At 70.9% G+C, this 7,027-nt stretch carries 9 protein-coding genes; 5 read left to right on the top strand and 4 right to left on the bottom strand.

Translation table 11 applies throughout. From position 1 onward, the window contains the following. Positions 1–84: 84 nt before the first annotated feature. The 3 genes from BFF77_RS29330 to BFF77_RS29320 form a co-directional block, all read right to left on the bottom strand. Positions 85–558, bottom strand: a complete 474-nt coding sequence (locus tag BFF77_RS29330) for a C40 family peptidase (protein WP_066955888.1) — start codon at positions 556–558, stop codon at positions 85–87. Positions 559–1,076: 518 nt separating this feature from the next. Next, positions 1,077–1,385, bottom strand: a complete 309-nt coding sequence (locus BFF77_RS29325; RefSeq protein WP_066955885.1) for a hypothetical protein — start codon at positions 1,383–1,385, stop codon at positions 1,077–1,079. Between the two features lie 7 nt (positions 1,386–1,392). Then, on the bottom strand, positions 1,393–2,046 hold the full coding sequence (locus BFF77_RS29320) for an ATP-dependent Clp protease proteolytic subunit (protein WP_066955882.1): 654 nt from the start codon (positions 2,044–2,046) through the stop codon (positions 1,393–1,395). Between the two features lie 68 nt (positions 2,047–2,114). Here BFF77_RS29320 and BFF77_RS29315 point away from each other — a divergent pair, with 68 nt between their 5' ends. Next, positions 2,115–2,465 carry a type II toxin-antitoxin system Phd/YefM family antitoxin gene (locus tag BFF77_RS29315; protein WP_079125596.1) on the top strand — a complete coding sequence of 117 codons (351 nt, stop codon included), beginning with the start codon at positions 2,115–2,117 and terminating at the stop codon, positions 2,463–2,465. 138 nt (positions 2,466–2,603) lie between these two features. Here the strand turns inward: BFF77_RS29315 and BFF77_RS29310 are convergent, their stop codons facing one another. Beyond that, positions 2,604–3,635 carry an ABC transporter permease gene (locus BFF77_RS29310; RefSeq protein WP_245703780.1) on the bottom strand — a complete coding sequence of 344 codons (1,032 nt, stop codon included), beginning with the start codon at positions 3,633–3,635 and terminating at the stop codon, positions 2,604–2,606. A gap of 153 nt (positions 3,636–3,788) precedes the next feature. Between BFF77_RS29310 and BFF77_RS29305 the strand changes: the two genes are divergently transcribed. The 4 genes from BFF77_RS29305 to BFF77_RS29290 all read left to right on the top strand — a co-directional run bounded on the left by BFF77_RS29305 (position 3,789) and on the right by BFF77_RS29290 (position 6,919). Beyond that, on the top strand, positions 3,789–4,442 hold the full coding sequence (locus BFF77_RS29305; RefSeq protein ID WP_066955876.1) for a TetR/AcrR family transcriptional regulator: 654 nt from the start codon (positions 3,789–3,791) through the stop codon (positions 4,440–4,442). Between the two features lie 135 nt (positions 4,443–4,577). Beyond that, the gene (locus BFF77_RS29300; protein ID WP_066955873.1) at positions 4,578–4,880 is read left to right on the top strand and encodes an urease subunit gamma; all 303 of its coding nucleotides are present in this window, start codon (positions 4,578–4,580) and stop codon (positions 4,878–4,880) included. Positions 4,881–4,893: 13 nt separating this feature from the next. After that, entirely contained in the window at positions 4,894–5,205 is a 312-nt protein-coding gene (locus BFF77_RS29295) for an urease subunit beta (RefSeq protein WP_066955870.1), read from the top strand. Beyond that, positions 5,198–6,919, top strand: coding sequence for an urease subunit alpha (locus tag BFF77_RS29290; protein WP_066955867.1), 1,722 nt, complete (start codon positions 5,198–5,200; stop codon positions 6,917–6,919). Before BFF77_RS29295 ends, BFF77_RS29290 begins: the two co-directional genes overlap by 8 nt. Positions 6,920–7,027: the final 108 nt, after the last annotated feature.

The raw sequence follows: 7,027 nt of genomic DNA, 5'->3' as shown, positions 1-7,027 counted from the left end.
GCCGGCCCGCGCGGGCCGGCGGTGTCGCGGAGGGCCGTCCTGGACCGGCCGGGCGCGCACCGGCCGGTCCAGGACGTGCCACGCTCAGTTCACCCGGCCGTACAGGACGCTCCGGGACCAGATCCGTTCGAGCCTCACCAGGGCACCGGTCTTGGGCGAGTGCCAGATCTTCCCGCGGCCCGCGTAGATACCGACGTGGTAGACGTAGCCACCCGAGTGGAAGAACACCAGGTCGCCCATGCGCCGGTGGGACGCCGAGACATGGCGGGTCCCGTTGTACTGCTGATGAGCGGTGCGCGGGAGATTCTTGCCGGCTTTCTTGAACGAGTAGAGCGTCAGGCCCGAGCAGTCGAAGCGATGGGGACCGGTGGCCCCCCACTGGTACGGCGAGCCTTCTTTGGAGGCGGCCACCCGGAGTGCCTTGACGGCGCGTGCGGCGGCATGGGCCTCGGGCGTGGCGCCCGGTGCCAGTATCGTCCCCCCGACCGTAGCGAGGGTGAGGACCGAAACGGCACCGGCCCGGGACAGCAGAGACGGGACATATGTCTGCGCATTCATGCGCAACCCTTCGTCAGCCGCCTGTGAAGGATGACCTGTCGGGTTCGGACAGGCGAAGATGCCCGGCCGCGTCAGCGGCTTCACCCCAAGGGCCGGCCTCGTACTCGACCTACACGAGAACGCGGCTGTCCCGTACTGCTCGGGTCCTCCACTCCTGCCGATCCACTCCTGTCGACCAGACATCCGGAACGGCGGCAGGACTCGGCGTCCGCCCGGACCGCCCCGTCGTGGATGGCGGGGGCTTGTCGTCCCAGGGATCTTGACGCGTAATCAGATGATTTCCGAGACGCAACGACGTTATGTGAAGTTCGTCACGTCTGATCCGTACGGGTGGCGAAGCGGCGTGTCGTACCCGGGGTCCGGAGCCCGATGAGGGCCGTACCTGCACGGCAGTTGAGGCCCGCTTCCCGCGTCCGGCCGCTTCGCGCAACTTGCGTCCCCCGGCGCGTCCAGAAGATCCGTCCTCGAAAGGCCGAGTCGTTCCCGTACGGACGCGTCCGTACGGGAACGGAACGGGCTCAAGTCGTGTCTTCGGGGGGCATCGTGACGCGCCCGGCGCGTCGCTCGCCGTCGAGGACCCGCAGCGCACGGGCGAGCGTCGCCGCGTGCAGCTCGGTCTCACCGCGCAGGTGCATCGCCGTCAGGGCGTCCCGCAGCGCGACCGCTTGCGCCGGGAGCGCCTGGGCCGCGCGCAGTGCGCTGTAGGTGTCCGAGCCGCGCGCCGGGTTGATCCGGCCCAGCAGATCGAGGACATGGAGGTAGCTGTCGACGAGATCCCCCTCGGCGCGGGTCAGCGCGGGCAGCGGGGGCAGTTCCGGTGGCAGCATCGGCGTGTCACCTCCTGCCTGGGGAGCCGAAGGGGTGTGTCGGGCCGAGGGACGTCCCGCGGTTCTGGACCACGTGGTCGATCAGACCGTACGCCTTCGCGTCGGCCGCGGTGAAGATCCGGTCCCGTTCGATGTCCTCGGCGATTCGCGGCTCGCCCTGGCCCGTGTGCCGTACGAGCAGCGACGCGAGCATGGCCCGCAGCCGCAGCAGCTCCTCCGCGTGGATCACCAGATCGGACGGCTGGCCCCGGACGGGCTCCTCGATGGCGGGCTGCTGGAGGACGACCCGCGCGCCGGGCAGCGCCATCCGCTTTCCCGGGGTGCCGGCCGCGAGCAGTACGGCGGCGGTCGAGGCGGCCTGCCCGAGACAGGTCGTCTCCACGTCGCAGGTGACGAGCTGCATCGTGTCGTAGATCGCGGACATGGCGCTGATCGAACCGCCGGGCGAGTTGATGTACAGGCAGATGTCCTGGTCGGGCGCGGCGTACTCGAGATGGAGGAACTGCGCGATCACATCGTTCGCCGCGGTGTCGTCGACAGGGGTGCCGAGAAAGACGATCCGCTCCGCCAGGAGCTTCGAGTACGGATCGAGGGTGCGGGTCCCGTTGGTCGTCCGCTCGGTGAACTCGGGGAGGACATAGCGGGCCGAAGGGCGGTTCATGGCGTACCTCTCCTCATGCACAGCCCTGTAAAAAATGTACAGGACGTACAGACAGTTATGATGGAACCATGGCCTACGAGATTCCGGTGACGCAAGCCCGAGCCGAGCTAGCCGATCTGATCAACCGTGTCGTGTACGGCGGTGAGCGAGTGGTCGTGACCCGGCACGGAAAGCCGCTCGTCGCCCTGGTCTCCGCCGCTGACCTGGAACGACTCGAAAGCGGGCAGGAGGCGGCCGAGGAGCGGGTGATCAGCGCTGTCTCGGCGATCCGTCCCGGGCCGTCCGCTCCGGGCGAACGGCGGCGGTTCGGCATCGCGGCCGAGCACGGCTCCGAGCACCGTCCCGAGCTCCGGTCCGAGACCCGCCCCGACTCCCGTCCCGGGCACCGCTCGGAGCACCACGGGCCCCCGCGCGAATAGGTCCGGAGCGCCGGCGGGTCCGCCGGGTCGACGGACGGGGACGTACGGACGAGGGCGTACGGAAAGGCCGCGCGCCCCCGTCCGCCGGAGCGGGGGCGCGCGGCCTCTTCCCGATCGCCGGCCGTCGGCCGGGCGGACTCAGCCGACCAGGGCCGGTTCCGCCGGGCGGCTCGCCACGGCGGCCGGGCCCGGCCGCCGCACACGGGCGGCCACCAGCACCGCCGTGAGACCGAGCACCGCCCAGAGCGAGAGCGTCAGCAGTGACGCCCCGGCCCCGGCGCCGTCGAAGAACGCGACCGAGCGGATCAGCGAGCCCCCGGCGCCCGGCGGCAGCGACTGCCCGATCAGCCCGATGGGGTCCGGCAGCATCTCGGGCGCGCTCGTCACCCCTGAGAACGAATTGCCCAGCAGCACCATCAGCAGACCCGCGAGACCGAGCCCCGCCCGTCCGAGCAGCGCGGCGAGCCCGGCGGCCCCCGCGCCCATGGCCAGAACGGTCAGCCCGATCGCCCCGGCCTGCGTCCACCAGTCACCGGTGAGCGCCTCCAGCCAACTGCCCGCCACCGCGGTGGCGGCGACTCCCACGAGTGCCGCCGCGCCGGTCAGGGTGAGGGCCGCCCGCGCGCCGCGCAGCCCCAGCAGTGTCACCACCGCGCCCGTCGCCACGCCGGCCATCGACAGCGGCAGCACGCTCGCGCCCAGCACGCTGCCCCGGGCGTCCCCGGCGGGCGTGGGCACGACATCGGTCACCGGTACCTCCGCGCCGGCCGGTGCCCGCGCGGTCACGGCCTGGGTGAGGAACTGGGCCACCACGGGGCCCGCCGCCGTCGCCGTCAGCAGCCGCGTTCCCTCCGGGGAGGCCACCACCGCGCCGTATACGATCCGGTCCTCGATCGCCCGCCGGGCGGCGGCCTCGTCCTCGTAACGGTGAACCTCGAAGGCCCCCTCGTGCTGCTGGAAGCCCTTCTTCAGCTGAGCCGTCGCCGCGGCCGGCCCGGCCACTCCGACCGGCAGATCACGGGGGGCGATGCGGGCGGCGGGCCAGGCGAAGACCCAGAGGGCCAGCGTCACGGCGAGGGGGACCAGGACCATCACCGCGATCATCCGCCGTGTTGTCGCCGTACCGGACTCGGCCGGAGCGGACATGCTGCGCCTCGATTCAGAGTTCATGTGGTGCCGAAGGATGCCGAAGATTGCCAAAAGGTGCCGAAAAGGGGCGGGTTGAAGGAGCGCGCAAAGAGAAGGATCGTTCGTTTTGCTTGCCCACTGTCTCCGTGCCGCGGGACGCTTGTCAAGAAAGAATGTTCGTTTTACGTTGGCGCCATGGCCCGTGTATCCCAGGAACACCTCGACGCCCGCCGCCGGCAGATTCTCGACGGCGCCGCGCACTGCTTCGCCCGTAACGGCTTCCACGCCACGTCGATGCAGGACGTCCTGCGCGAGGTCGATCTCTCCGCGGGCGCCGTCTACCGCTACTTCAGCGGCAAGGAGGAGCTGATCGGGGCCATCGTCACCGAGGTGCTGCACCTCATCCGGGACGCCTTCGAGGAGGCCGCCCTGCGCCGGCCGCCCGAGCTGCCCGACGCCCTGGTCGGTGAGGTGATGGGCCGGGTCCTGGGCGGTGGCGTCGTGCCGACGTGGCAGGGCCCGGCCGGCTTCGCGCGCCTGCTGATCCAGGTCTGGGCCGAGACGCTGCGCAACAAGGAGCTGGCGGCGGTGCTGCGCGACGGGTACGAGAGTGTGCGCGCGGCCTGGATCAAGGTCGTCGAGGCGTACCAGGAGGCCGGGCTCATGCGTGCGGACATCCCCGCGGCCGATGTCGCCCGGACCATGATCGCCACGTGTCAGGGATTCGCCGCCCAGGAGGCGCTGTTCGGCGACGGGTCCGGCGAGCTGCCGATCGAGGTGTTCCAGAACGGCATGCGGGCCCTGATGTCCATGGGCGCGCCGTCCGCCGTCGGACCGGCGGCCAGTTAACGCGCCGGAAAAACTTCCGCCCTACCGTGCGAACCCCGGCCCCGCTCACCCTGTTGCGGTTCAACAGAGTGTTGATGTTGGCTGGGGTTCCGCTGCGCCCGGCCGTCACCGGGCCGGAGACGATGAGGTGGAAGCGTGCAACTGACCCCGCACGAACAGGAACGCCTGCTCATCCATGTGGCCGCCGATGTGGCGGCCAGGCGCAGGGCGCGTGGGCTGCGGCTCAACCACCCGGAGGCGGTCGCCCTGATCACCTCGCACATCCTCGAAGGCGCCAGGGACGGCCGTACCGTCGCCGAGCTGATGGCATCGGGACGGAAGGTGCTCGGCCGGGCCGATGTCATGGAGGGGATCCCCGAGATGATCCATGACGTCCAGGTGGAGGCCACCTTCCCGGACGGCACCAAGCTCGTCACCGTCCATGACCCGATCGTGTGAGACAGGAGCGCCGATGATTCCCGGAGAGATCCTGTACGCCGACGAGCCCGTGGTCCTCAACGAGGGCCGCGAGGTCACCCGGCTGACCGTCCTCAATGTCGCCGACCGGCCCGTCCAGGTCGGCTCCCACTACCACTTCGCCGAGGCCAACCCCGGACTGGAGTTCGACCGCGCCGCCGCGCGGGGCAGGCGGCTGCACATCGCCGCGGGCACCGCCGTGCGCTTCGAACCCGGGATCCCCGTCGACATCGCACTCGTACCCCTCGCCGGTCGGCGTGTCGTACCGGGACTGCGGGGAGAGACCGGAGGTCCTCTCGATGACTGAGCTGTCGCGCGCCGTGTACGCGGATCTCTTCGGCCCCACCACCGGCGACCGGATCAGGCTCGCCGACACCGAGCTGTTCGTCGAGATCGAGGAGGACCGCTCCGGCGGGCCGGGGCGCGCCGGGGACGAGGCGGTGTTCGGCGGCGGGAAGGTGATCCGCGAGTCGATGGGCCAGTCGCGTACGACGCGGGCCGAGGGCGCGCCCGACACGGTGATCACCGGCGCCCTGATCATCGACCACTGGGGCATCGTCAAGGCCGACATCGGGGTACGGGACGGCCGGATCACCGGGATCGGCAAGGCGGGCAACCCCGACACCATGGACGGTGTCCACCCGGATCTGGTCATCGGTCCCGAGACCGAGGTCATCGCGGGCAACGGGAAGATCGTCACCGCCGGGGCGATCGACGCGCATGTCCACTTCATCTCCCCGACCATCGTCGACCAGGCGCTGGCGACCGGCGTCACCACTCTGGTCGGCGGCGGTACGGGACCGGCCGAGGGCACCAAGGCCACCACCGTCACGCCCGGGGCCTGGCATCTCGCCCGGATGTTCGAGGCGTTGGAGGCCTTTCCCGTCAACATCGGTCTGCTCGGCAAGGGCAACACCATGTCGCGCGAGGCGATGCGCTCCCAACTGCGCGGCGGCGCGCTCGGGTTCAAGATCCATGAGGACTGGGGCGCCACCCCGGCCGTCATCGACGCCTGTCTGGGCGTCTGTGAGGAGTCCGGCGCCCAACTCGCCATCCACACCGACACCTTGAACGAGGCGGGCTTCGTGGGGGACACCCTCGCGGCCATCGCCGGGCGCACGATCCACGCGTACCACACGGAGGGCGCGGGCGGCGGGCACGCGCCGGACATCATCACCGTCGTCAGCGAGCCGTACGTGCTGCCCAGTTCGACCAATCCGACCCGGCCGCACACCGTCAACACGATCGAGGAACACCTCGACATGCTGATGGTCTGTCACCATCTCAACCCGGCCGTGCCCGAGGACCTCGCCTTCGCCGAGTCCCGTATCCGGCCCTCCACCATCGCCGCCGAGGACATCCTGCACGACCTCGGCGCCATCTCGATCATCTCGTCCGACGCCCAGGCCATGGGGCGCGTCGGCGAGGTGATCATGCGGACCTGGCAGACCGCGCATGTGATGAAGAAGCGCCGTGGCGCGCTGCCCGGGGACGGCCGGGCCGACAACCACCGCGCGCGCCGCTATGTCGCCAAATACACCATCAATCCGGCGGTCGCCCAGGGCCTCGACCGGGAGATCGGCTCCGTCGAGACCGGCAAGCTCGCCGATCTGGTGCTCTGGGACCCGGCGTTCTTCGGTGTGAAGCCCCAACTCGTCATCAAGGGCGGGCAGATCGCGTACGCGCAGATGGGCGACGCCAACGCGTCCATCCCCACGCCCCAGCCGGTGCTGCCGCGCCCGATGTTCGGCGCGCTGGGCCGAGCGGCGGCGGCGGGCTCGTTCAACTTCGTCGCCCGGGCCGCGATCGAGGACGGACTGCCCGAACGGCTCGGCCTGGCCAAGGAGTTCGTGCCGATCGGGAACACCCGGCGGATCACCAAGGCGGACATGCGGGAGAACGACGCGCTGCCCCGGGTCGAGGTCGACGCCGACACCTTCACGGTGACCATCGACGGCGAGCCGGTGGAGCCCGCGCCCGCCGCCGAACTCCCGCTCGCCCAGCGCTACTTCCTCTTCTGATGGGCGCGCCATCGGTCCCGGCGGGCCGCGCCGCGCTGCTGGTGCTCGCCGACGGACGGTTCCCGGCCGGCGGCCATGCCCACTCGGGCGGCGCGGCCCGCCGGGACC

The sequence above is a fragment of the Streptomyces lushanensis genome (assembly GCF_001700515.1).
Taxonomy (GTDB): Bacteria; Actinomycetota; Actinomycetes; order Streptomycetales; family Streptomycetaceae; genus Streptomyces; species Streptomyces lushanensis.
The sequence above is the reverse complement of the archived record's forward strand: the minus strand, read 5'-3'. Positions and strand labels throughout refer to the sequence as shown.

Excerpts from the sequence above, each read along its gene's own strand:
- BFF77_RS29330 (WP_066955888.1), bottom strand. The coding sequence starts at position 558 with ATGAATGCGCAGACATATGTCCCGTCTCTGCTGTCCCGGGCCGGTGCC.
- BFF77_RS29325 (WP_066955885.1), bottom strand. The coding sequence starts at position 1,385 with ATGCTGCCACCGGAACTGCCCCCGCTGCCCGCGCTGACCCGCGCCGAG.
- BFF77_RS29320 (WP_066955882.1), bottom strand. The coding sequence starts at position 2,046 with ATGAACCGCCCTTCGGCCCGCTATGTCCTCCCCGAGTTCACCGAGCGG.
- BFF77_RS29315 (WP_079125596.1), top strand. The coding sequence starts at position 2,115 with ATGGCCTACGAGATTCCGGTGACGCAAGCCCGAGCCGAGCTAGCCGAT.
- BFF77_RS29310 (WP_245703780.1), bottom strand. The coding sequence starts at position 3,635 with ATGAACTCTGAATCGAGGCGCAGCATGTCCGCTCCGGCCGAGTCCGGT.
- BFF77_RS29305 (WP_066955876.1), top strand. The coding sequence starts at position 3,789 with ATGGCCCGTGTATCCCAGGAACACCTCGACGCCCGCCGCCGGCAGATT.
- BFF77_RS29295 (WP_066955870.1), top strand. The coding sequence starts at position 4,894 with ATGATTCCCGGAGAGATCCTGTACGCCGACGAGCCCGTGGTCCTCAAC.
- BFF77_RS29290 (WP_066955867.1), top strand. The coding sequence starts at position 5,198 with ATGACTGAGCTGTCGCGCGCCGTGTACGCGGATCTCTTCGGCCCCACC.